Source organism: Pontibacter aquaedesilientis, assembly GCF_014773225.1.
In the GTDB taxonomy this organism is placed as follows: Bacteria; Bacteroidota; Bacteroidia; order Cytophagales; family Hymenobacteraceae; genus Pontibacter; species Pontibacter aquaedesilientis.
This window is the reverse complement of record NZ_JACXAJ010000004.1, coordinates 277084-302371: the sequence shown is the minus strand read 5'-3', so window position 1 is coordinate 302371 and position 25288 is coordinate 277084. Positions and strand designations below refer to the sequence as shown.

The following is a 25288-nucleotide window of genomic DNA, read 5'->3' as shown; positions in this document are numbered from 1 at the left end:
CTGAGTTTAGTGTACTACGCGAAGCACAGGTTCTTCGAGCGCAATATGCGTTTCGGGGTCTATTGTAAAATAACCGACCAGACTGGGGCCATAGCCCAGGTTCAACTCCACAAACTTGTTCTTCTCGGGCAGTATGGCAATCACCTCCTGTTGCAGTTGCCTGTACTTATCCAACAGCTCCACCATTTTCTGCTCCTTGTCGTTGAGTGTGCTGCCTTGCTGATCTTTGTCGGTGCTGTGCTCCAGACCGTGCTGTTCCGGGTTGAAGTCAGGCTTGATGCTTTGCAGTGACAGCAACTCTACTTCCAGCAGCCGGATGTCGCGTTCGATGTGCAGATATTCCTTTACTTTTTCTTCCAGCGGAATGAGTGATTCGTCCAGGTATTCTATCAGGTTTTCCATAGTTCGTATAAAGTGTCCTGCCCTCATATACGGAGCATTCGCGCAATTATATACATGGAGCGGGCAGTATATAAAACCACCCGCTCCATATTAACTATCAACCGTGTGCAAGTGTGCTCACAACCACTTGAAAACCTTTCGGATAAGCTTCAAACGATTGCCGTATGGGGGGTAGCGCAACGGAATGTCCAGCCAGGTGCCACGGCGCACAACGCTCTTCTGGTTCGAAAAAAGATCGAAACTCGACTGGCCATGGTAGCTGCCAATTCCGCTCTCCCCGACTCCTCCGAATGGTAGGTTGGGGTTGGCCAAGTGCGACATAGTATCGTTGATGCAGCCACCCCCAAAATGTGCCTGCTCAAGTACCCAGTCCTGTTGATGTTTGTTACTGGAAAAGAAATAGAGTGCCAGCGGTTTTTCACCGGTGTTGACCTGCTCGATGGCTTCGTTCAATTTGCTATAGGTGAGAATTGGCAGAATGGGGCCAAAAATCTCTTCCTGCATGACTGGTTGGCTCCAGGTTATCTGGTCGAGCACGGTGGGGGATATGTAGCGGCTGGCTGGGTTGGTCTGTCCGCCGATGCGCACCAATCCGTCTTGCAGGTAATTGCTGAGCCGCTGAAAATGCCGGTCGTTGATGATGCGGGCAAAGTCGGTGCTGGCTTCCGGCTCGGGCCCATAAAACTGGGTGATGGCGATCCGCAGTTGCTCGATCAGTTCGTCTTTCACCTGTTCCTGCACCAGCACGTAGTCCGGGGCCACACAGGTCTGGCCGGCGTTCATGAATTTGCCCCACGCAATGCGCCGGGCAGTCAGGCCTAGATCAGCGTCTTCGGCCACGATGGCAGGGCTCTTGCCGCCCAGCTCCAGCGTGACGGGAGTGAGGTGCTCGGCGGCAGCTTTCATGACCAGTCGCCCGACCTGTGTACTGCCCGTGAAAAAAATGTAATCGAACCGTTGGGCCAGTAAATTCCTGGTAGTAGAAACGCCTCCTTCCAAAGCCGCCACATAGGCCGGGTTGAAAGTGGTATTGATCAGCCTGCTAATTACGGCAGAGGTGGCAGGTGCCAACTCGGACGGTTTAACGATGGCGCAGTTGCCGGCAGCCATGGCTCCGATAAGCGGATTGAGAACCAACTGCAGCGGGTAGTTCCAGGGACCAATGATGAGCGCTACACCATACGGTTGGGAATAGATGTGGCTACTAGCCGGGAAGTTGAGCCAAGTTTCGCTGACACGCCGGGGTCTGGACCACTTCTCCAATTTTTTCAGAACGAGCTGTAATTCCATTTCCACGAAACCTACCTCGGTGGTATATGTCTCGAAGGCCGGTTTGCGGAAGTCTGCATACATGGCATCCATCAGTTCCTGCTCGTGCGACTTGATCGCCTGCAAGAGCAAGCGCAATTGAGATTTCCGGAAAGCCAGATCCACGGTATGGCCTCCGGCGAAAAAATCACGTTGCCGCTGGAGCAGTTCCTTTATGGCTACCGGGCCTGTCTCTTGTTCAGGCGGGTGTTGGTTTGTAAAAGTATTGAATGAATTCATAGCGGGTGAATATGTAAGAGTGGTGTAGTATCAGGAGGCCAGCACTTTCCAAATTAAAAGTGTCTGGTATATATTTTACTTTTAAACTTAACCGGTAAACCTTCCTCAGAAACTTATTGGCTACCGGATATAACGTTCCGGTTACAACCCAAACAATCTGTACCAGCTGCTTCTGGGTTATTGCCATATTTCTGGGAGTGTTTAAACAATGTTATATTATAGTTTGCACACCGGTTTTGACAAGCAAAATATATAAGAATGAAGTCAGATATAAAAATTTTTAGTTATAAAATGTAATAATTTGAGTTGATTCTAATTTGTATATTTGGGGAGGCGACACAACCTATTGCTAAACGAAAGATAATTCCATGAAAATAATTGAGTGCCCACGCGATGCTATGCAGGGGCTGAAGAAGTTTATACCTACTGAGGTGAAGATCGATTACATCAACATGTTGCTGAATGTGGGTTTTGATACCATCGACTTCGGTAGTTTTGTTTCACCGAAGGCGATACCTCAGATGGCAGACACAGCGGAAGTGCTGGCTAACCTGGACCTGAAAAACACGAAGTCCAAGCTGCTGGCCATTATCGCCAACGTGCGCGGTGCAGAAGAGGCTGCCTCGCATCGGGAGATCGATTACCTGGGTTTCCCACTCTCTGTTTCCGAGACGTTTCAGCAGCGCAACACGAATAAAAGCATTGCGGAGGCCATGGATCAATTGGCCCATATACAGGACATCTGCGGCAAGCAGGGCAAAGCATTGGTCACTTACATTTCCATGGGCTTCGGTAACCCATACGGAGATCCCTGGGATGCTGAGACGGTTATCCGGTTTGTGCAGGACCTCGACAAATTAGGCGTAAAAGTTATCTCGCTTTCCGATACCATTGGGGTATCTAATCCAGAGAACATCACCTACCTGTTCAGTGAATTGATCCCTGCCTTCGGGCACATCGAGTTCGGGGCGCACCTGCATACCACGCCCACGACCTGGCAAGAGAAAGTGGACGCTGCCTACAAGGCTGGTTGCCGTCGTTTTGATGGCGCCCTAAGAGGATATGGCGGTTGCCCAATGGCCAAGGACGAACTGGTAGGCAATATGGCGACTGAAAATTTGGTCGACTACTTCGAAAATAATGGTTTAAATTTGGGCCTGAACAAGCAAGCCTTTGCCGCTGCCCTGGCGGCCTCGAGCTCCGTTTTTTCCTGATTATGGCAAGAAGAATTATCGTTGATATTTTTATACCCTGCTTTGTAGACCAGTTGCACCCAGAGACCGGTATGAGCATGGTGAAAGTGCTCGAGCGGCTTGGCTGCGAGGTGAACTACAACCCCAACCAGACCTGTTGCGGACAGCCCGCCTTTAATGCCGGCTTTTTCGACGAGGCCCGCGAGGTAGCGAACAAGTTTCTGGATGATTTCTCTAACGAGACCTCGCATTACATTGTAGCGCCATCGGCTTCTTGCGTGGGCATGGTGCGCAACGCCTATCAGGATATCTTCGTCAAATCCTCTAAGCTGGTGAAGTACCGCGCCATGCAGAAGAAGGTTTATGAACTGACAGAGTTCCTGACCGATGTGCTCAGGGTGACTGAAGTTCCGGGAGCCCGGCTGAATGGCAAGGCGACCTACCACGACTCTTGCAGCGCCTTGCGCGAGTGCCACATCAAGGAAGGGCCGCGTGCGCTGTTGCAAGGTGTGCAGGGGCTGGAGATGATCGAGATGGAGGACACCGAAACCTGCTGTGGCTTTGGCGGCACCTTCGCCGTGAAGTTCGAGTCGATTTCGGTGGCGATGGCCGAGCAAAAAGTAGAAAATGCTTTGGCCACCGGCGCCGACTACATCATCTCCACAGACAGCAGCTGCCTGATGCACCTCAACGGCTATATCCAAAAGAACAAAAAGCCGATCAAGACCCTGCACATAGCCGACGTGCTGGCGAGTGGCTGGTAGTTCGATAACGTATAAACACTTAATTTATACGGGCTTATACTTAAAATTGGCGGCGAATAGCCATTTGGTACTTTTTAGGTTTACCCTCCGGAGTATACTTCGTATAAGGAGGACGGAACACGCGCAAGACAGCTTTGGAGCTTTGATTTTAGGTTGGTTGAATCGCTGCTTTCTGGTCTCCTGAGACCTGCTGCTTTGCAATACGTTGTTTTTAACTGAACCATGGTGATGCCGCTATCTGGGGTGCGTTTAGCGGGTTGCCATGTTTATAGAGGGGAGTCGGTCTCTGTTATTTAAAAAAAGCAGGCGGTTGGAACCGGCTCCCTTTACCCCTCAACATTTATTCCTCTCCTTCTACTGGCCCTGTCTATTTGGCCAAATCATTGCTTTTCTTTATCCACTAACTCCGATCAATACCACAGGTATAAGGGGCATACTACATGCAATGGCCGGCACGCAGCGGCAACTAAAATGACATTTATCTGTCATAATCGCTCCCTACCGCTCACAGTAGCGTATAAAGCGCATTAGTTTATAAAACGCTTTATTCGGCTCGTGCGATGAATTCAACTTTTACAGGATATTTATATTTTCTGTCTATTCTGATTGCCCTGCCAGGTATAGCGCAGGCACAGGAGGAGGGGGAGAAAATTTCCACTGACCGCCCCGACCAGTCGCAAGGACCAGTTGTAGTGCCCGCGAAAACCTTTCAGTTGGAAGCAGGTTACTTTTACCAGAAGCAGAATAGTCAGGTTAAAACACATGCCTATCCCACCGCTTTATTGCGTATTGGCTTGGTAAAAGGGATGGAACTGCGCCTGCAGAGTGCATGGAAAGACTCTGTAGATGCTTCTGGTGCCGAGCGAAAGACGAAAGGATTCGGTCCGCTCAGTATCGGCACCAAGGTACATTTATGGGAAGCGAGCGGCTGGCGTCCGGAGGCGGCCGTGCTGGCTATGGTAGTGCTACCCGTTGGCAGCCGGGCCTTCAGACCTGACAACCCGGAGCCGCAGATTATTTTAAGCCTGGCCAACGAGCTGCCCTGGAAAACGGACCTGACCTATAACCTGGGGTATGGCCGGGCCGACGGCACCTCCTCCGCTTCTTACAGCGCCACCATGGCCCGTGCGCTGACTCAAAAACTGACGATGTATGTAGAAGTGTTTGGCAGTAAAGCGAAGGGTGAATCTGCCGCGCACCAAGGCGACCTGGGCCTGCTATACCTGCTGCTGCCCAACTTACAGCTTGATGTGGCGGCCGGCAGAAGGCTGAACAAATCCGCGCCTCATAGCTTTCTGGCGAGTGGCCTGTCCGTCAGGTTGCCCCGATAAAAAGCCTAAACCCTATGAACCCAGACACAAACAAAAGACCCATCCGTAAATCGCTGCAAGAGTATGCCCGGGGTATAGCTGGCGGACTGCTATTCAGTTTGCCGCTGCTCTATACCATGGAGGTATGGTGGGCAGGATTCATTGCATCTCCTTTTCAACTGCTCATAATGGTGACGATGACCTACCTGTTACTATTGGGTTATAACCGCTATGCCGGAATGCATCCCGGTGCCAGTTGGCGCAGCGTCTTCATCGACTCAATAGAGGAAATGGGCCTGGGACTGCTGCTCTCGTTTGGGGTGCTGTTTGTGCTCAACCTCATACAGTTCGGTGATATGTCGATGGATGAGATCATGGGCAAAATCATCATAGAGGCGATGGCCGTTTCCATCGGCGTGTCAATCGGGACGGCACAGCTCGGAACAGAAGGAGATGAGGAAGAGGAGAGCGAGGTGAAGGCGGAGGCCAAAGAGGCAGGTTGGCGTAATGGGCTGAAGAGCAAGGTGAGTCTTGTGGTGCTGGCCTTGTGCGGAAGCGTGATCGTGGGTGGAAACGTGGCACCAACCGAGGAGGTGATTCAATTGGCAGTAGGTGCCCATGCATACCACATACTGCTCATGGCGTTACTCTCGATTGGGTTGAGTGTCGTGGTGGTATACTTTAGTGACTTCAGGGGCACCGGGAAGCTTGCGCCGGGCAACCTAGCCTTTGCCATTACCCTCGATACCTGCCTGAGTTATCTGACGGCCCTGGCCGCATCGGCTTTCCTGCTCTGGTTTTTCGGCCGTTTCGATGGTGTGAGCTTTGAAGTTGCCTTTGCGCAGTGCATTGTGCTTGGTGTGCTGTCCAGCCTGGGGGCATCGGCGGGCAGATTATTGATTAAATAGATAACGAATTAGAAATAGATGACCGAAGAAAAAGGAGCATACAAAGCCAAGGGCTCGGGCGATGACGATAAAAACGCACTGGAATGGATCGTGTTCGGCGTGAGTTTAATGATGGTGCTATGCATACTGGGGTACCTCAGTTACCAGACATACACCGAGAAACCCGCTACGCCCGACCTGGTGGTGCAGTACTTTCATGACCCATCGGCCCATGCGCCACAGCGCTACCGGGTGGTCGTGCTTAACCAAGGCGGCGAAACAGCGGAAGAAGTTCAGATAGAGCTGTCGTTGGAAAAAGGGGGGGAGCAACTCGAAAAGGCCGAATTGAGTATTGCATACGCACCCAAAGAGTCAAAAAGAGAGGGTTGGGTGAATTTCAAAGAAAGCCCTGCAGAGGCGGATACGCTGATGGCCAGGGTAGTGAGCTATAAAAGACCTTGATCCAGCTTTACTATGAAAACAGTCTCTGACAAACACGCACATCACAAACGTCCGGCTGTTCCGAAAGGAAAGGTATTGGCCATCGGCGGAAAAGAAAGCAAAACGACTGAGGAGGAAACCGAGGTTCAAGAGCAGAACGTCAACTTCATAGCAGAGGAAATACAAAAGCGCTTTGTGGAGGAGCTTAAAGGTGAAAATCCGCTGATCGCCGTAATTCCGACGGCATCGAACGATCCGGTTGGGGCTGCCAAAGACTATGAAAAGCTGTTTGCAAAACTAGGCGTCAAAAATATCGAAGTGATCAATATCAAGTCGAGAACAGAGGCCAGTGACCCTGCCTACCTCAAAATACTGGAGAAGGCGGCTGGCGTGATGTTTACAGGCGGCGACCAGCTCCGGTTGACAGCCATTCTGGGAGGCACCCCCCTGGTTCAGCTGTTGAAAGAGCGCTATACCTACGAGGAGTTCATCATTGCCGGAACCAGCGCCGGTGCTTCTGCCCTATCAACGCCCATGATCTACGAAGGAGAAACCCAGGGCGGTATGCTGAAGGGGGATGTGCGGATTACTACCGGACTGGAGTTTGTGAAGGACGTGGCCATTGATACGCATTTTATAGCCCGAGGCCGAATTGTCCGCATGGCCCAGGCAATTTCCACCAATCCCGGTTGCATAGGTATAGGGATAGAAGAGGACACAGCCATCCTGGTATCGAAAGGAAAAATGGTCGAGGTGATTGGCAGCGGGCTGGTTACGGTGGTGGACGGAACGGGCATCACGAAATCAACTATTCATCAGATCAAAACTGGAGAGGCTTTCACGGTATGTGACCTGCGCGTGGATCTGCTCTCCGACAAAGAAACCTTTGAGTTGCCAACATACGACCAACTACACATTTGATCAGTCAACAATAAACAGTAAACATTAAACATTAAACAGTATTCAGTTTATGAACATCCATAAGCAGACTTGCGTTTGGTTATGGCCAGGTTTTGATAGCTTCCTGTGCCACTATTGTGCGTGAAAGACAAGAGGTTACTGGTTGTTCATGAACGATACAGGTATAGCTTCAACCTACAGGTATAGCCTACTCTTTAAAATACACTGTGTAAGCTTGCAAGGTATCCTTTGTCAACGATTGCGCCTTCCGGAAATCCGCTTCAGCTTCGGCCTTCAGGCCAAGCTTATACCTGGCGGCACCACGACTATAAAGTGCATCATAGTAATAGGACTGTTTTTCGATATGTGGAATCACAGCGTCATAGTCCTGTAGCGCCTGTTCGTACTTGCCCAACTCCAGCCGCATCTCAGCGCGGTGATACAGGAAAGCAGGATCTTCCGGGTAAATTTCCAGTGCTTCGTCCAGCGCCTTTTCGGCCCGTTCGAAGTTTTTGTCGTAGCGGTAGCTCCAGTAAAGCAGCTCATGGGTTTGTCGGTCGTCCTTGCCCTGTTCGATCAAGGAGTTTAAGTAATAGCTGGCCTCCTTAAATGCATTTTTGTTGCCCAGTATACCTTCCTCCAGTTTCGCTTCGGCCGTTTTCTGGATCTTTTTGGTATCAGTAAAAAAGTAAGGATCAGACAGGATAATCACCAGGAACGAGATGCCTGCTATAGTCAAAACGATCGTGATGATGCGGGAGATGTTCATAGTGCTTTGCGGGTCTGTGCGGTTATAACAATCAGTCTGGCTGGTTGGGTTGCAGAGAAGCTGGTTTTATCGGTTCAAATCATGTTTACAATACCAGGTCTCGGTGCAGTTTCTCAAGTGTCTCTTTTGCATCAATGCACATACCTGGGTGCACGGCCGATATCTGCACAATGGTGCTGCGGTTGGCCGTGAGCCATCGGAAACGCGATGCTATACCTAACTGTCCGATTGGGCCGCCTTCTCTGCGGCCAGCACATACCTTCTCGAAGGCACGCAGGCGGGCCGGCAATTCTTCCATGTCCAGGTTGCCGAACACGGCGCGGAGACGCTCTTCATTCAAGGTATAGCGGATCTGTAGAAAACCCTGCGCGGAACACAACAAGATGACGCCCACATTTAGAAACTCTTCACGCTCCACCCGTGGCACCACCCGAATCACGGCGTACTCAAATAAGTGTCTCTCTTGCATGTTGGGCGGCTTTCACAAAAATTTCAGAATGAGCTAAACGTGTTTCCAGGAAATGGGCGTACGCCTGGCGGTGTTCTTCTGCAGTTTCAAACGGCGACTCAACACCGGTGAGCCACTCGTCAGGTATAAGGTGCAGAATTTCCCGGATGCGCTCGGAGGTCAGGATCGCCTTGCCGGATTTGTCGGCGGCTTCAAGCGCGGTAGCCTGGGGCAGTAGCACATGGTCTTTTATCTGGGCAAAAGGGCGCTTGGCAAGTTCTTCCCAGTTGTCCCAGGAGTGGTGAAAAAAAAGGGTGGCGCCGTGGTCAATCAGCCAGAGTTCTTTCTTCCACATGAGCATGTTGGTGTTTCGGGCGGTGCGGTCCACGTTGGTGACCAGAGCGTCGAGCCACACAATGCGCGAGGCAAGTTCTGCATCGATGGTCGTGACCACCGAATCGAACGTAATGGCACCCGACAGGTAATGGGAGCCCAGGTTAAGGCCCTCGCTGGCGCGCAACAAGTCCTGAATCTCCTCGTCGGGCTCGGTGCGGCCAAATGCCTCGTCAAGATGCATGAACACAATTTCGGGCACCAGGAAACCCAGTGCCCGTGCCATCTCGCCGACAATGAGCTCGGCGATGAGCACTTTTACGCCCTGTCCCGCACCCCTGAACTTGAGCACATAAAGGAACTCGTCGTCGGCCTCCACGATGGCAGGAAGCGAACCGCCCTCGCGCAAAGGCGTGATGTAACGGGTTACGTGGACGGTTCTGATCTCTGGTGGTCTGTGATTCATAGCTGCAACTTACGAAATTTGCGCCTTAGTGGGGCTGCTCTTGTGGTTTTTCGTCCATGGCTATACCTTGGAGCATGTGCGCCAAAATCGGCTGGCACTTTTCCTGGCAAGCAGGGTAGAAGTGGCCGTGTTTCCAGTGGGCTGATTTAGGGGATAAGCCCCACCAGAACTCTGCCAGGGCGATGGGCTTCATGTTATGCTGAAAGGCATACTGAAAAAGTTTGGGGGCGGCACAATCGCCTGCTCCCGCCGGCGGGTTGCCGTTTGAAGAATTATGAAACAATGCCCGTAAACTCTTTTCCTCACCGGCCTGGTTCCGGAAATGGTACTGGTCAAAGAGCTTTTCCTGAAGCGCAACAGAGTTCGTTTTGCGCATTTTCCGTAGCAGCTCGATTTGCGTTTTGCTCTCGCCTGTAGGTTGTTTTTCCAATGCTCCGATTTCCTGGTTGATGCGAGTCAGTTCGCGCATACCTGTGTTCAGAAAACTTCCTTCCGCCAGGCTGTCGTAAACCGGAGGAACGAACTTGAGGTGGTGGTAGCTACCTGCCAACTTACCGGAAAAAGCGGCCAGATAGCCTAGTTCGTTCTGGGCGGTTTCCACCACCAACACCCCGAACATCTTCCCGATGACAGTGCCTTGTTGCCCTTCTACCAACCCAAAATTATGCTCCCATTCTTGCTGCCGTTGCAGGTATACCTGCAGTTTTTCAGATGCTACTAAAGCTAGCGCATGTGGCTTGTATGCGAAGGGGTAGGAGAATTTTTCGGGCAGGGAATAAGCCGTTGCGGATCTATCGAAAGGGATAAAGAAGTTGTCTGGGGAAAGTGATTCTGGCAAGCTATCGAATGTAAGGGACTAGGAACTGTGTCAAGTATCTGTGCTTCACTTAAATGCAATTTGAGTAAAACATGGGTGCAAATGTAATGTAAAGCAGCAGCATCTCATACTCATGTGCTTTGCAAAGAATTGCTGACTAAAAAAATTTTCTATATGATTGAACATTGTGCTACTTTTAATAGTACCTAACGGACCAAGCGCTAATTTAGAATAAGCATTTTTCGGATATTAAAACGATATTTTGAGCAATATAACCTTATCCTAAAAAAACGGCAGCGCCCGATTTTTTTAGGATAAGGTTTAGCGATGTACTACCTTTAATTATGGCGCACCTTTCTTCTACTCTGGATAACAATCCATCATTGGATTATCTGGAGATTTTCAACCAAATGCCGGGCTGCTTTGTAGTGCTGCAGCCCAATCCACCGCTCTATACTATTTTGGCTATCAGTGATGAGCTGTTGCAAATCACAGCCCGTTCAAGAAAGGATATAATAGGAAAAGGGGTGTTTGAGGTATACCCCGAAAATCCAGAGGTGACTAGTGCATCAGGCGCTTCTCAGCTCAGGATTTCTCTACAAAATGCGATCCTGCATAAAAAGGCAGATTATATGCCGCTGGTACGTTACGATATAACGAATCCGGGCGGCGAATTCGAGACAAGGTATTGGTCTGCCCATAGTAAACCTGTTTTAAGCCAAAGTGGAGAGGTTCTTTACATCGTACATACTACTTCCGATGTAACGGCGCAGGTCAGGAAGGACAAAGCAACAGCCTCCCTGCAAAAAGTTGAGAAAGCATACAGCCTTTTTATGCAGGCACCTGTGGCAGTTTGCATTTTGGTGGGCCCTGAGCATATTGTGGAGTTGGCCAACGAGGAGATGCTCCGAATTATAGGCCGCAGTGCTGAAATTGTGGGCAAGCCGCTATTCGATTCTGTGCCTGAGGCCCTGGATCAGGGTATACCTGAGTTGCTTGAACAGGTGCGCAAATCAGGAAACCCTTTTCACGCTGCTGAATTTCCTGCCCAGCTTTTAATTGATGGTCAGATGGAGCTTCGGTATTATAACTACATATACCAGCCCTACTATCAAAACGAAGGCGACCTTACGCCCCACGGGGTATTCATTGTGGCGCATGACGTAACCGAGCAAGTGCTGGCCAGAAAGAAAGTGGAGGAGGTAAAGGAGCAGCTGGACTTACGCAATGCATTGTTTGAGGCGCATAAAGAAGCGACGCCTGACGGTATGCTGATCGTGGATGCATCGGGCAAGATATTGCTGCACAACAGACGCTTCGTCGAAATCTGGAATATGCCTCAGCACATCATCGATAGCAAAGACGACGCCTTGGCATTAGCGTATGCCAGGCAGCAGGTGGCAGACGAGCAAGGCTTTATCGACACCGTGACAGCAGCTTACTCCAGAACGAGTGGGCCTGTTCGTGACAGAATTGTATTCAAAAACGGTGTTATCATTGAGCGGAACGGATCTCCCGTGGTTTCAGAAAGTGGCCATTATTATGGTTGGGCCTGGTACTTCAACGACGCAACCGATCGACTGCGGCAAGAGCAGAAGTTCCAGAATGTGGTCGAGCAGGTATCGGATTTGATCGCCATCTTCAAAGGGGAGGACTTAGTGGTAGAAGTCGCCAACAAAGCGGTTTTGGAACTTTGGCAACGAAACTCGGATGTGCTGGGCAAGCCTTTCGAAACGGTCATGCCGGAAATTAGGGGGCAAGGCTTTCTCGAAATGCTCATGAAAGTACTCCATACAGGAGAACCTGAGTATGGCTATGAGATACCTGCTGTTTTCAGGCGAAAAAACGGGGTGGAAGAAACCATTTATTTCAATTTCGGCTACCAGCCTTACCGTGAGGCCGATGGTCGCATTACAGGAGTTATCATAGTGGCCAAGGACGTAACCGAGCAGGTCGCCACCAAGCAGCAATTGGTCGAGAGCGAGGCCCGTTTCAGAACCCTTATCGAAGAGGCCCCTGTTGCCGCCGCTCTTTACATGGGCAGCGAGCAGACCATCCAGTATGCCAACGACATTATGCTGGACTACTGGGCGAAGAGCAACGCTGTTGCAGGTAAATCTTTCCGGGAGGCTTTCCCGGAACATCAGTCATTTAGCGAACTGTTACAGGAAGTTTACAAGACCGGGAATACATACACTGCCCATAAAGAGAAAATGCAGCTAGCCATAAATGGTTCTCAGCAGACCTGTTACTATAACTACACGCTGAAACCTTTGATGGACGAGGATGGGGAGGTATACGGTATCCATCACACCGCCATTGATGTAACGGAAGAAGTTCTCTCTCAAATTCAGCTTCAGGAAAGTGAGGCGCGGTTTCGAAACCTCGTGCGAGACGCATCGGTGGGTATCATTGTGCTCACAGGCGAAGAGATGCGGGTTGATATTGTAAATGATGCCTATGCGCAACTGATAGACCGCAAAAGCGAGGAGCTGAACGATAAGCCCCTGTTTTCCATCATACCAGAGGCAGAGCCTGTGTTCAGGCCTATTATTGATCAGGTAAGGAGCACAGGAGAGCCGCTATACCTGTATGACATGCCATATTTTGTATATGTGGGCGGCAAAAAGAAAGAAGGCTTCCTGAACCTGGTATACCAGCCTTACAAAGATTTGGAGGGCCACATAGAGGGTGTCATGATTCTCTGCCACGACGTGACCAGGCAAGTGCAGGCTTTGCGAAAGCTGGAGGAAGAACAGGAAAGAGCTAAGATGGCCATAGAGGCCGGGGATTTGGGCCTGTTTGAGATTAACCTAGCTACCAACCAGGTGATAGCGGACAGTCGGTTTACGGAAATATCTGGGTTTGAAGAGATCCATAGCATCGATCAGTATTACGATACAATACACCCCGATGATCTGGAGACAAAGGACAAAGCCATCCAAGCTGGTCTTGAAACAGGTATACTGGACTTCGAGTCCAGAATTATTGATTCTACAGGAGAAGTGCGTTGGATTAAGCTGAAGGGCAGGTTCTTCTTTGACGAGGATGGCAAACCGGCGAAGGTGATCGGCATGATCCAGGATGTGACAGCCCAGCGCAATTTCGCGGAAGAGCTAAAAAAATTCAAGCACATCAGTGACCACGCCCTCGATGCCTTCATTTTGATGCGGGAAGACGGCACATTCGCTTACCTCAATGATTTGGCACTGGAGCGTTGGGGATACACCCGAGAGGAGTCCTTGCACATACGGGTGCCGGATGTGGACCCTATTTACCAGGAAAAAGAGTTTGAGGAAGTTTTCAGGACTACGCAACAACAAAGCATTCCCCCTTTCGAAACCTTGCATAAGCGAAAAGACGGTACCATATACCCGGTTGAAGTTAGTCTGACGGGCATCACGCTGGAGGGCAAACCCCATATGTTTGGAGTTGCCCGCGATATAACAGACCGCAAATCGGCGGAGGAGGAGCTTTTATCGAAAAATAAGCAGCTCATTCGCATCAACAACGACCTGGATAATTTTATTTATACCGCCTCGCACGATCTGAAGGCTCCTATTTCTAACATCGAAGGACTGTTAACGTTGCTTTCAGAGGATTTGGAAGAGGCTTCTCCGAATCAGGAGGATATCAATCACATCCTGACGTTGATGCAGGGCTCGGTAAACCGGTTTAAGAAGACGATTACCAACCTGACAGACATTGTGAAGTTGCAACAGGAGGAAAACCTGGATATCGTGAAGGTGGATTTGCAGGAAGTGATACAGGATGTCACTCTGGACCTGAGGCCTGAGCTTGATGCAGCCGGCGTAGAGCTAAAGATTGATGTAAAGTCTTGCCCCACCATCCGGTTTTCTGAGAAGAACCTCCGAAGCGTAATTTACAATCTACTTTCCAATGCCCTCAAATACCGCTCTCCGGATCGCATACCGCAAGTACACATTACCTGCTCCAGTACCGATGAACACCAGGTGCTAGCCATCAAGGACAACGGTTTGGGTATAAGCAGTAATCGAATCGACAAGCTCTTTTCTATGTTCAAGCGTTTCCACGACCATGTGGAAGGTACCGGGATCGGGCTTTACATGGTAAAGAAAATCGTTGAGAACGCTGGAGGGCGCATAGAGGTGGAAACCCAAGTTGACGTAGGCACGACGTTCCGGATCTACCTGAATAAGTAATGAGTTGAGGGGCAAAACTTGAAGTGCCTTCTACAACCAGCACGTCTCACGTGATGCTCACTATACCGGGAACCCTGATAGGGAAGAGCATTCCCAGGTATAGCCAACAGCAAAGCCATATCTGCCCAGGTATGGCTTTGCTGTTTTAAAGAACTTGACAAGGCTCTGCACTTTGGTCTCAACGCTGTTCAGGAGGTTAATTTGAATGCCGCCGGCAACGGTTTGCTACAAAGTTTTACCGATACAGTGTGGTGAAGAATCATAACCCAAACAGCTTATTATACTTCATTTTATATATATAAATTGTATTTTATATAATAAGTATTAAACTTAGGTTGGCGTTTGGGGTCTAAGCCATTTTCTGCGCACTTTCAATTGCCCTTGTATTCAAATTGCATACACTTATGAATAAGATTTTACGGAGAAATTTATTTTTCTGTGTGGTACTGTATACCCTGATAGGGCTTATACAAGCCGTAGAAGCTCAAAGCACCTCCAATAGAGGAACCAATTTCTGGGTAGGTTACACGGCACACATCGACGGCACAGGCTCTAAAATGAGTTTATACCTGACATCAGATGTAAACACGACAGCTACAGTTTCGATACCGAAACTAGGTATCTCCACGACTTATGCCATCATTGCTAATACCGTGACGATTGCACCTATTTCCAGTGCTGCCTATGTCGGCTCATCAGAAATGATAGAAAACAAAGGGATACAGGTCGTGTCTGAGCAGCCAATAGTCGTGTATGCTCATATTTACGCCTCTGCACGGTCTGCTGCAACGCTTGTTCTGCCCACCAATACGTTAGGCAAAGAATATTACGCAGCAAGCTATAAGCAGGACGTTGCCAATCAATTCTCTGAGTTTATGGTGATTGGCACCGAGGATAATACAGAAGTTGAGATTACACCGAAGTCGACCACACGCTTGGGGCGACCGGCTAATGTTCCTTTTAGGGTAACGCTAAACAAAGGGGAAGTTTATCAGGTGCAGTCAAGCGTGGACCTGACGGGTAGTAAAGTTATCTCTGTGAGTGACAATGGCCCTTCGTGCAAAAAAATTGCGGTGTTTTCGGGCAGTTCGTTTGCCGGTATCGGTTGTACAAATGCGGGGAGTAAGGACAACCTGTATCAGCAGCTGTACCCTTTAAGTACATGGGGCAGGAATTTTATAACTGCCCCCTTCAAAACCAGGTTAGGAGGGGATGTGTTCCGGGTGCTGGCGGCTTCCGATAATACCACGGTAACAATTAACGGTTCTGACATCCAACTCAACGCTGGGCAGTTTTATGAGTTTACAAGTGCTACTGCCAACTTTATAACATCTGATAAACCCATCACCTTGGCGCAATATGCACGAACGCAGAACTGTGATAATGTAACGGGTGATCCAGAGATGATTTTGGTTAACCCAATTGAGCAAACGCTGGAGGATATCACGCTATACTCTTCGCCGTTTTTTCAGATAACCGGCCATTACATAAACATCGTCATGAAAACCGCGGACACGCCTGGATTTAGGTTGGATGGTATGCCGGTTACCTTTATCCCAGTCAGTGCAAATCCGGTATACTCTTATGCGCAGGTAACTGTTAGTGCGGGTAATCACAGGCTAACGGCTTCTGCTGGCTTCAATGCCATTGCCTATGGCTTCGGAAACGTAGAATCTTATGGTTACTCGGCTGGTGCTAATATAAAGAGCTTAGAACAGTACATATCGGCAGACCAAAGCAATTTCTGCGGACCTGGAACTGTTAATTTCAAAGCCAACCTCACCTATACCCCAACCAGCCTGAAATGGTATTTCAGTGATAACACTACCTCTACGCAAACCAACCCCTCCAAGACATTTACAAACCCTGGTAAGTATACGGCATCTCTTGTCACTACCAAGCCCAACAATATAGATTGCGAGTCAAAAGACTCTACCTCATTTGAAATTGTGGTGAACCCTGCTGTAACTGCCGATGCAGGTCCTGATCTGGTACTGTGCTCAGGAGATAAAGTAACATTGGGCCAGACTGCGGTTACAGGTATAACTTATACCTGGTCTCCGGCCGTGGGTTTATCAGCTACCAACATCGCCAACCCTACTTTCCAGTTGATCAACACCGGAAGCTCCAATATCACCCAGAAGCTATATTTCGATGCTGTTAATGCAACTACAAAATGTGCAGCGCGTGACTCGGTTGTTATCACCATAAAGCCGGCCTTAACAAGAGATGCAGGACCAGATGTAACGGTTTGCAGCGGAGATAAAACCACCATTGGATTGCCCGCCTTAAGTGGTTATGCTTATTCCTGGAGCCCTGCAACCGGCCTTTCTACTGCCAATGCTGCTCAAACTACCGTTCAGCTGACAAACACTACTGGCAAATTAGTCAGACACCAGTATATCCGGTCAGCCACTTTTAACAGTTGTACTGTATCAGATACGGTTATAGTTACCGTTAAACCAGCTCCAATTGCACAAGCGGGTTCAAACAAAACCGTATGTAGCGGTACTACTGTATCAATTGGTTCACAGAGCCAGGCGAATCATACGTATGAGTGGTCACCTGCTACTGGGCTATCTTCTACCACTATAGCTAACCCGACTGTAACCTTAACCAATACGACACAGTTGCCAATTTCTCAAACCTATACCTTAACAGCTACGCTTGATGGTTGTGTGGCTACAAGTCAGGTGGTGGTGACTGTTAATCCATTGCCTTTAGCCGATGCAGGCCCTGATGTGAGTATATGTGCTGGCGCTTCCACTACGTTGTCAGCCACTGGTGGCGTTAGCTACTTGTGGTCACCGGCTGCGGGTTTGTCGGCTACCAACGTGGCCAAGCCAGTCGCTTCGCCAACAGTCACTACTACTTACACAGTTACTGTAACCGATGGAAACGGGTGTGTAAGTACTGATCAGGTTGTGGTCACTGTCAACCCGCTACCCACCGCAGCCATTACAGTCTCTGGTGTAACTACTTTTTGTGCAGGAGAAAGTGTGACATTAAGCGCGACAGATGGAGCGTCTTATAAGTGGAGCAACGGGGCTACTTCCAAATCTATTGTTGTTTCAGCCTCAGGTAATTATTCCGTTACAGTAACAGATGCTAAAGGGTGCTCAGCTACATCTTCAGCAGTTGCTGTAACAGTTAAGCCCTTGCCCCTCTCAAATGCTGGTGCTGATGTGACGCTTTGCTCTGGCAGCAGCGCCACCCTTGGTAAGAGTGCCGTTACAGGTTATACCTACAGTTGGTTTCCTGCAACAGGCCTATCAAGTGCTACAGCCGCCAATCCTACTGTCACGTTATCTAATCTTACTGCGGTTCCGGTAAGCTATACCTACAAAGTAACCACAACACTGAATGGCTGCTCGTCTACCGATGAGGTTATCGTAAAGGTAAATCCTTTGCCAGTTGTTGATATCAGCCCTGATGTGGCGATCTGTGCAGGTTCCGCCACTGTATTGTCAGCCACCGGTGGCGTTAGCTACTTGTGGTCACCGGCTGCGGGTTTGTCGGCTACCAACGTGGCCAAGCCAGTCGCTTCGCCGACAGCCACTACCACTTACACAGTTACCGTGACCGATGCAAACGGTTGTATCAAAACAGACAAAGTAGTTGTTACCGTCAATCCGTTGCCAGCAGCCAGGATCATGGGCAGCCCATCGGTGTGTCCCAATATTACAGGCGTAAGTTATCAGATTGAGCATCCACAGGATATCACATTTAAATGGGGCGTGAAAGGGGGCCAGATCGCTTCGAATGCGAATAGTGATATAACCGTTGATTGGGGTGAGACTAATGCGAATGCCCTTGTGTATGCTGTGCCAACCAGCAAATTGGGTTGTGTAGGCGATACGGTTAAATTTAAGGTAGTGATCAATCAGCTTTTAACACCAGAAACCCCTAAAGGGCCAGAGTTGCTTTGCCGTCAGGATAAGAATGATGTGACGTACAAAGTCCAGCTTACAAACGGATCTGTCTATACCTGGAATATCAGTGGTGGTCGGATTGTAAGTGGGCAAGGCACAAACCAGGTGAAAGTGAGTTGGAACGATAGCGGAAAAGGGAAGCTATGGATAAACGAGACCAGTATAACGGCCACTGATAGATGCTTCGGAACTTCTGATACCCTGTTCTTCAATTTGGTTCCGAATACAACCTCTTTGGCCATGACCTCTATCGGAACAGAACTCACGAATGAGAAGAACATTTTGGTGAAGTATAACATAGTAACGAGCGATACCTATCCGGCTGACAAGACATTCGATTTGCAGCGCAAGCTACCCACAGATATGACTTGGGCCACCATTGCGGCTGTACCTTTGGCGAGCAACCAATTTGTAGACGTAAATCTGCAAACAAGTCAATCAAGTTATGAATACCGACTGACGGGCACAAATACCTGTGATTCGGTGTTGGTGTCGCCGGTACATAGCAGCATATTGCTTAGTGGCAAACATAACGAGGGCCAAAATAGCAACATTCAGCTACAATGGAACGCTTACAACGGTTGGTCACAGGAGCCTGTTCGCTATGAGTTATGGAAACAGGTTGATAATGCGACTGCTTACAAACTTGACCAAAGCGTCAATTCCGCCTCGAGCACGGTTAGCTTAACGCTGCCTGTAGAGGGTTTCACGCTGTGTTACAGAGTCAGGGCCATTGCAGGCACTAAGGAAAGTTGGTCCAACAGTATCTGTTTCGATCTGGAGAACGCGCTATCCATTCCTAACATCATCACGCCAAATGGGGATGGTAAAAACGATAGGTTTGAGATTATCAACCTGCAATTCTACCCAGGCTCTCAGCTCAGGATATTTAACAGGTGGGGGAAAGAAGTGTACTCATCGAGCGATTACAAAGGTGATTGGGATGCTGCTAACCTACAGGGAGGCGTATATTTTTACCAACTCAGCACCAAGGTGAAAGCTCACCTGCTAAAAGGTTGGGTGGAAGTGATCAGGTAGTACGTTAGAACTTTGCGCCATAAAAAAAGCCATACCTACAAAGGGTATGGCTTTTTGGTAATAAGGTATCCGTTATTCAGGCTTCGGGCATTAGTCTTACCACAAGTCCGTCCAGGGCTGGTGTTACCCGCAACTGGCAGGAAAGGCGGCTGGTGGCAGTGGCGTGAGGCAAGGTCTCCAGCATGTAGGCCTCGTCGTCACCCAGCTCAGGCAACTCGCCGCTTTGCAGCACCTCCACATGGCAGGTGGCGCAGATGGCCATACCCCCGCAAATGGCAGGCACCTCGAGTTCGTTGGCTTTCAGTACTTCCATCACAGAAAGTCCCATGTCGGTTGGTGCTTCCAGTGTCACGCGGCTGCCATCCGGCAGCTCCACCTGTAGGTTGATCATCTCTTCCATTAGCTTAACTCCTGAATGCCGTTCACGGTGGTGTACTTCAATACGAATTTCTTATCCGGGTAGATGATGTTATAGGCGCTTTGGGCCATCAGGGCCGACTCATGGAAACCACACAGAATCAGTTTGAGTTTGCCCGGATAGGTGTTGATGTCGCCGATTGCGTATACCCCTGGTATGTTGGTGGAGTAGTCGAGTGTATTGACCACAATGGCACCCTTCTCCAGTTCCAGGTCCCAATGCTCAAGCGGACCCAGTTTCGGCACCAGCCCGAAAAGTGGAATGAAATAATCGGTTTCGATCTGGTACTCGGTTTCATTGTCAATCAGCACGGTCACAGCGTCGAGTTTGCCATCGCCTTGCACGTCGGTTACGGTGGACTTGAGCAATAGCTTGATTTGGCCTTCTTCGGCCATGGAAAGCACTTTCTCCGCCGATTCCGGCGCTCCCCTGAAGGTAGAGCCACGGTGAATAAGTGTTAATTCTTCGGCTATACCAGCCAGGTAGATGGCCCAGTCAAGGGCGGAGTCGCCGCCGCCGGCTAATACAACCCTTTTGCTGCGGAACTGCTCCGGATCGCGCACCATGTAGGTGACGCCTTTGCCCTCGTAACTCTCCAGGCTGGCGATGGCCGGTTTGCGGGGTTCAAACGATCCCAGTCCACCCGCTATCACGACCACTTTGCAGGCAATTGCAGTGCCCTCAGAGGTATGCACAATAAAGGAACCATCCTCCTGTTTGTCCAGTTTTTCGACCCGCTCGCCCAGGGTAAAAGAAGGGTGGAAAGGCTCGATCTGTTTCATTAGGTTTTCTACCAGCTCACCAGCCAGTATCGACGGGAACCCAGGTATATCGTAGATCGGTTTTTTAGGGTATATCTCAGCTAGCTGTCCGCCCACTACAGGCAGTGCGTCCACCACATGGCAGCGCATTTTGAGCAAGCCGGCCTCAAATACGGCAAACAGGCCCACCGGGCCTGCGCCCACAATGCATATATCGGTTGTTATCTTTTCCATTTAATTCAGCGTTTTGGTTCGGTGCTTCCGCTTTAGTAAAGATACAGCCCTTCAGTCGGCTTACATAACAATATTCGGTTTTCCTGCTGCTCACAGGCGAAGAAGTCATACCTAATCCACCCGAACACACAGTAGGAATTGCAACGACTTTGGAGTAGCTGCAAACAACTCGCGAGCATAGCAGTAGCCTAAACCTGAAGCAATTGCCAGGCGTTGGGAAAAACCGTACTTCTCCCTGCCTTTTGTAGCGAAAAGAGCGGTACGGTTCTGAATCATTTAAAGGGAGTCCTGCTCCAGCGACGAAATTTGCCTGTGCTCGATAATACGGAAACTCTCCACCAGCTTGACTGACTCCGGAATATCCTCAGAAAAGAGCGCAATGAAAGCACCTTCCGGGGCATACTCCAGGGCATGGGCAAGGGCGCGGGTTTCCTGATTGATCTCGGTGAGTTTCATATTGGGTTTCACCGACATAATACCCTGTTTGATCAGGCTGTTGATCTCATGCCCGGATTTGCCGCGCAGGTCTTTGTCCTGCCGGATAATGATCTCATCAAAGGTCTCGGCTGCTATCCTGCCAATCTCTACGGTATCTTCTGCCAGGCGGTCGCCTATACCTGCCACAATGCCGATCTTATAGGTGGCATGCACGTTGTCTATGAAGTCAGCGATGGCCTCCATGCTGGCAATGTTGTGGGCGTAGTCGATGAGTACCTCGTACCGGGGCAGTTTGAAAAGGTTCATGCGGCCTGGCGTGGTTTCGGCAGAAGGTATAAAGGTGCGCAGAGCGGTCCTGATCTCGGCTATCTCGAAATGGCTGATGTAGCCCGCCAACGTGGCGGCCAGCACGTTCTGCACGTTAAAGCGGGCCCGGCCCCCAAAGGTTAACGGAATGTCAGCCACCCGGTCTACCCGAATCTTATAAGTGTTTTTGAAGATGGAAATGTAGCCGTTTTCGAGTACTGCTGCCAGTCCGCCCTTGCTGATGTGCTTGAGTATGCGGGGGTTCTCCTCGTCCAGGCTAAAGAATGCCACTTTGCAGGAAAGCCCCGTGGCCATTTCGAATACGAGGTCGTCGTCGGCATTGAGCACCGCGTAGCCGTCCTGGCACACGGTACGGGGTATAACGGCTTTCACTTCGGCCATTTCCTCCACTGTGTTGATGTCGCCCAATCCCAAATGGTCAGCTGACACATTGGTGACGATGCCGATGTCGCACTGCCTGAATGCCAGTCCGGAGCGCAGCATGCCGCCCCGGGCACACTCCAGCACGGCATAGTTCACCGTGGGGTCTTTCAATACAAACTCACTGCTGTAGGCCCCGGTCGTGTCGCCTTTTATGATTTTTTTGTCCTGGATATAGATGCCGTCGGTAGTGGTGTAACCAACCTGGTAGCCTTTGAACTTGAGCATGTGCGCTACCAGCCGGGTAGTGGTCGTTTTGCCGTTGGTGCCCGTTACAGCCACGATAGGGATACGGGTAGGGTTGCCATAGGGGAAGAGCATGTTGATGATCGGCTCAGCTACGTTGCGTGGAAGCCCCTCGGTAGGGGAGATGTGCATGCGCAGACCCGGTGCAGCATTCACCTCAATCACAGCCCCTCGTGTTTCGGGCAAAGGGATGGCAATGTCGGTGGTCATCACATCGACCCCGCACACGTCCAGCCCGATAATGCCGGCTATGCGCTCGGCCATAAGCACGTTGTAAGGATGCACGAGGTCGGTGACGTCGGTCGCAGTGCCGCCCGTGCTCAGGTTGGCCGTGCTTTTCAGGTATAGCACTTCGCCTTCCGGCAGCACCGACTGCAGGGAAAGTCCCTGCTCTTTGAGCAGGCTGCGGGTGTGTTTGTCTATTTTTATATGGGTAAGCGCCTTTTCGTGGCCAATGCCTCGCCTGGGGTCTTTGTTGACTTCCTTCACAAGCTGCTGTATACTGGAGATGCCGTTTCCGACTACCATAGCAGGAGTGCGTTTGGCTGCAGCTGTAAATTTGCCGTTGATAACCAGCAGACGAAAATCGGCCCCTACAATGAATTGCTCCACCATGACCTGTTTTGAATACCGCTGCGCATCCCCGAGCGCCCGGTGAGCCTCCTTCCAGCTTGTGATGTTGATGGTAGCGCCTTTGCCTTGGTTGCCGTCCAGCGGTTTGATGACAATTGGGTAACCCAGCTCCTCTATGGCTGCTTCCAGCTCCTCGGCATCAGTTACGATGCTGCCTGTGGGTACAGGCACTCCGGCATCCTCCAGAATCAGCTTGGTGGCGTTTTTGTTGCCGGCGTTCTCCACCCCGAAGCAGGAGGTGCGGGAGGTCATGGCGGCCTGAATGTGCTTTTGATGCACGCCATAGCCCAGTTGGATCAATCCGCTGCGGTGGTTATTGATATAAGGTATGCCGCGACTGACCGCCTCTGACACGATGGCTTCGGTGCTTGGTCCGAAATACTCATCCTCGCGGATCTGGTGCAGTTTGGCGACATCCTGCACCACGCTGGCCTTTTTGCCTTTGGCAAGCAGCTCGGTTATGCGCACGGCGGCATGGGCGGCATACTCGCCGGCCCGTTCCTGTTGGTAAGAGAACACGATGAAATCAACCCCCGGCTCCGGACCAGCGTAGCGACGGCCATAGCCGCTGTCCATACCTGCGAGGGTTTGCAGCTCGAGGGCGATGTGCTGCACCACTTTGCTGAAGGTGGTGCCTTCGCGCACGAGTTTGAAGAACCCTCCCGGCGAACCGGCCGATGAGCGGTGCTCGTACATGCTTGGGAACAGTTTTTCGAGTCGCTCGGCAAACTGAGGAACTTCGTTGGTGAGCACATCCTGCAAATTTTCCAGGTGGAGCTTCAACACAATTATTTTCGGATGCTTGATAGACCAATAGTTAGGTCCGCGCATAATCCTTAATTCAAGTATTTTCATTTGCTTTCATGATTTACAAACGCTCTTACCTCTAGGGCACTGCACTCGGGGCATTTACCAGGAAGAGAGCCTAAAGTTCTCAGCAGGCTATATCGGAAACTGCACTGATGATTTTACGGACAAGCCAAGCCAATAGGGGAAGTTTAGCAGCAGATTTAGGGCTTAATTTTAGTAAAAAAACAATTGGTCTCACCAAAAGGGTTTTTGCGTAGCCCATCAGGCTTTCGATTGCGCAAGACCGTATGCTTTTTCTGTCAGGATTTTTAATGCGAACTATAAAGTCTTGTTGCTCTTGTATTTGTGGGTTTGATTGCCGGTTGTGTGGGCAGCAAAGCGACCGTATAAATTCAAAACCTGATCTTTAATGGACCGTTAAAGGAGCATGTGTTTTGTTCAATTAATAAACTAATAATTCATACAGCTATGGCAAGAGACTATCAGGGCAATTACGATGAAGGGGATTATCGCTCCTATGGCCACCACCGCTCACACCACGAAGATCAAGGTTTTCTTGATCGCATTGGCGAAAAAATCAGCAATGTGTGGGAGCGTGTGACAGGGCATGAGGACGAAGACGAAGATAGAGAAAGAAGGGAACGTTCTTACAGAGGTTATGGGGGCAGCTCGTCGTACCGTTCGGGCTCGGGCGATTATGACAGAGGAGGCTACCGTTCTTCGGGATCTGGATACGGCGTTTCAGGCAGTGGCGGTTACAACAGAGGCTCTTCGTATGGCAGTGGCAGCAGCTCCTATGGCGAAGACACCGGCTATGGTCCGTCACACTTAGGCAGGTATAGCGCCCAGGGCAGCAGCTCAGGCAGGGGAGACTACAGTTCCGGACAAAGCGGCAGTTCTTCCAGCCGAGGGTATGGCCCAGGTTCCCCAGGAAGCAGTTATGGCAGCTATTCAGGATACGGCTCGCCCTCCCAGGGCGGCTACGGAAGCAGCAGCTCCGATTATGGTACAGGTTCAAGAAGTTCCGGGTATGGGGCATCGGGCAGAGGCTCACAAAGCCGCTACGGTACCTCAGAAGGCAGTTATGGCAGAAGCGGCGGACAAGGCTCCGATAGTAGGTATGGCTCTGGTACCAGCGGCAGCTACGAACAGTCGGGCTACGGGAAATCGTCAGAAAACTATGGTAGCAGCTCCATGGGCTATCCGAGAGGTTCAGACTATGGCAGCGGCGGCTCCGGCTCTATGGGAGGCGGTTACTTCGGTAGCGGCGGTGGTCCTTTCAGTGGGGGGCAGTTCAGCGATACCGGAGGCAGTGGCTACAGGTCACAAAGCGAATCGCAGGACCGGTATGGCAGTCGTGCGTCAGGCTATGGAGGACAGGGCAGAGGCAGTTCTCAGGCTGGAAGCAGCAGTTCGATGGGCAGAACAGGCCACTACGGCAGCTCCGACTATGGCTCCTCTTCCAATCGCGGCGGCAGCTACCGCTCTTCAGATAGAGACGAAGGCAGACGCGGCTCCTCATCGAGGGACAGGTATGACAGCGATTACAACTGGTAAGATACAAAAGCA

Annotated in this window: 18 protein-coding genes; 9 read left to right on the top strand and 9 right to left on the bottom strand. The window is 50.4% G+C overall.

Features of this window, described 5'->3' with window-relative positions:
• Nucleotides 1-6: 6 nt before the first annotated feature.
• Complete coding sequence (locus tag H9Q13_RS11380; protein WP_191183918.1) at nucleotides 7-402, bottom strand: hypothetical protein; 396 nt, start codon at nucleotides 400-402, stop codon at nucleotides 7-9.
• Nucleotides 403-519: 117 nt separating this feature from the next.
• The gene (locus H9Q13_RS11375) at nucleotides 520-1950 is read right to left on the bottom strand and encodes an aldehyde dehydrogenase (protein WP_191183917.1); all 1431 of its coding nucleotides are present in this window, start codon (nucleotides 1948-1950) and stop codon (nucleotides 520-522) included.
• Between the two features lie 368 nt (nucleotides 1951-2318).
• On the opposite strand from H9Q13_RS11375, the gene H9Q13_RS11370 reads away from it, so the two are divergent.
• The 6 genes from H9Q13_RS11370 to H9Q13_RS11345 all read left to right on the top strand — a co-directional run bounded on the left by H9Q13_RS11370 (nucleotide 2319) and on the right by H9Q13_RS11345 (nucleotide 7466).
• Nucleotides 2319-3164 (top strand): hydroxymethylglutaryl-CoA lyase, encoded by an 846-nt coding sequence (locus H9Q13_RS11370; protein ID WP_191183916.1) that lies wholly within the window; start codon nucleotides 2319-2321, stop codon nucleotides 3162-3164.
• Nucleotides 3165-3166: 2 nt separating this feature from the next.
• Nucleotides 3167-3907 carry a (Fe-S)-binding protein gene (locus tag H9Q13_RS11365; RefSeq protein WP_191183915.1) on the top strand — a complete coding sequence of 247 codons (741 nt, stop codon included), beginning with the start codon at nucleotides 3167-3169 and terminating at the stop codon, nucleotides 3905-3907.
• A gap of 560 nt (nucleotides 3908-4467) precedes the next feature.
• Nucleotides 4468-5238 carry a transporter gene (locus H9Q13_RS11360; protein ID WP_191183914.1) on the top strand — a complete coding sequence of 257 codons (771 nt, stop codon included), beginning with the start codon at nucleotides 4468-4470 and terminating at the stop codon, nucleotides 5236-5238.
• Nucleotides 5239-5252: 14 nt separating this feature from the next.
• On the top strand, nucleotides 5253-6125 hold the full coding sequence (locus tag H9Q13_RS11355; RefSeq protein ID WP_191183913.1) for a TIGR02587 family membrane protein: 873 nt from the start codon (nucleotides 5253-5255) through the stop codon (nucleotides 6123-6125).
• An 18-nt stretch (nucleotides 6126-6143) separates the two neighbouring features.
• The gene (locus tag H9Q13_RS11350; protein ID WP_191183912.1) at nucleotides 6144-6566 is read left to right on the top strand and encodes a hypothetical protein; all 423 of its coding nucleotides are present in this window, start codon (nucleotides 6144-6146) and stop codon (nucleotides 6564-6566) included.
• Nucleotides 6567-6578: 12 nt separating this feature from the next.
• A complete protein-coding gene (locus tag H9Q13_RS11345) occupies nucleotides 6579-7466 on the top strand; it encodes a cyanophycinase (protein WP_191183911.1) in 888 nt (295 codons plus the stop codon).
• A 187-nt stretch (nucleotides 7467-7653) separates the two neighbouring features.
• Here H9Q13_RS11345 and H9Q13_RS11340 read toward each other — a convergent pair whose 3' ends face one another.
• From H9Q13_RS11340 to H9Q13_RS11325, 4 genes are all read right to left on the bottom strand, one after another.
• A complete protein-coding gene (locus tag H9Q13_RS11340; RefSeq protein WP_191183910.1) occupies nucleotides 7654-8214 on the bottom strand; it encodes a tetratricopeptide repeat protein in 561 nt (186 codons plus the stop codon).
• A gap of 85 nt (nucleotides 8215-8299) precedes the next feature.
• Complete coding sequence (locus H9Q13_RS11335) at nucleotides 8300-8683, bottom strand: DUF3037 domain-containing protein (protein ID WP_191183909.1); 384 nt, start codon at nucleotides 8681-8683, stop codon at nucleotides 8300-8302.
• Nucleotides 8661-9461, bottom strand: a complete 801-nt coding sequence (locus H9Q13_RS11330) for a HipA family kinase (RefSeq protein WP_191183908.1) — start codon at nucleotides 9459-9461, stop codon at nucleotides 8661-8663. Before H9Q13_RS11330 ends, H9Q13_RS11335 begins: the two co-directional genes overlap by 23 nt.
• Nucleotides 9462-9486: 25 nt before the next feature.
• The gene (locus tag H9Q13_RS11325) at nucleotides 9487-10299 is read right to left on the bottom strand and encodes a pseudouridylate synthase (RefSeq protein ID WP_191183907.1); all 813 of its coding nucleotides are present in this window, start codon (nucleotides 10297-10299) and stop codon (nucleotides 9487-9489) included.
• 323 nt (nucleotides 10300-10622) lie between these two features.
• Here H9Q13_RS11325 and H9Q13_RS11320 point away from each other — a divergent pair, with 323 nt between their 5' ends.
• Together H9Q13_RS11320 and H9Q13_RS11315 are read left to right on the top strand one after the other, a co-directional pair.
• Nucleotides 10623-14462: a PAS domain S-box protein gene (locus H9Q13_RS11320; RefSeq protein WP_191183906.1), complete on the top strand. Its 3840-nt coding sequence runs from the start codon at nucleotides 10623-10625 to the stop codon at nucleotides 14460-14462.
• Nucleotides 14463-14866: 404 nt separating this feature from the next.
• Nucleotides 14867-19432 (top strand): gliding motility-associated C-terminal domain-containing protein, encoded by a 4566-nt coding sequence (locus H9Q13_RS11315; protein WP_191183905.1) that lies wholly within the window; start codon nucleotides 14867-14869, stop codon nucleotides 19430-19432.
• A 76-nt stretch (nucleotides 19433-19508) separates the two neighbouring features.
• On the opposite strand, the gene H9Q13_RS11310 is transcribed toward H9Q13_RS11315, so the two are convergent.
• The 3 genes from H9Q13_RS11310 to cphA all read right to left on the bottom strand — a co-directional run bounded on the left by H9Q13_RS11310 (nucleotide 19509) and on the right by cphA (nucleotide 23764).
• Nucleotides 19509-19832 (bottom strand): 2Fe-2S iron-sulfur cluster-binding protein, encoded by a 324-nt coding sequence (locus H9Q13_RS11310; protein ID WP_191183904.1) that lies wholly within the window; start codon nucleotides 19830-19832, stop codon nucleotides 19509-19511.
• On the bottom strand, nucleotides 19832-20845 hold the full coding sequence (locus tag H9Q13_RS11305) for an NAD(P)/FAD-dependent oxidoreductase (RefSeq protein WP_191183903.1): 1014 nt from the start codon (nucleotides 20843-20845) through the stop codon (nucleotides 19832-19834). The genes H9Q13_RS11310 and H9Q13_RS11305 overlap by 1 nt, the downstream gene beginning before the upstream one ends.
• A gap of 276 nt (nucleotides 20846-21121) precedes the next feature.
• Complete coding sequence (gene cphA, locus H9Q13_RS11300) at nucleotides 21122-23764, bottom strand: cyanophycin synthetase (RefSeq protein WP_191183902.1); 2643 nt, start codon at nucleotides 23762-23764, stop codon at nucleotides 21122-21124.
• Between the two features lie 423 nt (nucleotides 23765-24187).
• Between cphA and H9Q13_RS11295 the strand changes: the two genes are divergently transcribed.
• On the top strand, nucleotides 24188-25276 hold the full coding sequence (locus H9Q13_RS11295) for a hypothetical protein (protein WP_191183901.1): 1089 nt from the start codon (nucleotides 24188-24190) through the stop codon (nucleotides 25274-25276).
• Nucleotides 25277-25288 lie beyond the last annotated feature (12 nt).